Here is a 402-nt window from a genome sequence, read left to right as displayed (position 1 = left end):
CAACACCCTGATTGATGCTCAAACGACACCCTGCTACCACTGTCGTCGTATAATTGTGCTTCGTGGACACAAATTTCCAATTTCACTAGCATGCGCGGTATGAGTACATTCATTATCATTCCCGTCGGCGGGACAACAAATCTCGACCAAACCCTTCCACAGCAGTTTGGCAACAAGGCCTTGCGCCTTCCTAATGGCGAATGGTTTGTTTCTTATGATGGTACAAGTCGGCAGCTTTCGGATGATATTGGTATCAGTGAATCCACCACTGGTTCAGCTATAGTATTGAACTTTTCTGCGTAATGGGGACGTGCGGGAAAGGATGTGTGGGAGTGGATAGCAGCTAATGGGGGAGCCTGATGTATCATAAATATGGCAGCAAATCCCGAGGGTTTGATTTCC

General features: G+C 47.3%; 1 protein-coding gene. It reads left to right on the top strand.

Translation table 11 applies throughout. From position 1 onward, the window contains the following. The first annotated feature begins 99 nt into the window (after nucleotides 1-99). A complete protein-coding gene (locus E1189_RS00330) occupies nucleotides 100-303 on the top strand; it encodes a hypothetical protein (RefSeq protein ID WP_155158167.1) in 204 nt (67 codons plus the stop codon). Nucleotides 304-402 lie beyond the last annotated feature (99 nt).

The organism is Parendozoicomonas verongulae (assembly GCF_009711465.1).
Taxonomy (GTDB): Bacteria; Pseudomonadota; Gammaproteobacteria; order Pseudomonadales; family Endozoicomonadaceae; genus Sansalvadorimonas; species Sansalvadorimonas verongulae.
Note: the sequence above shows the minus strand (reverse complement) of the source record. Positions and strands in the feature narration are given on the sequence as shown.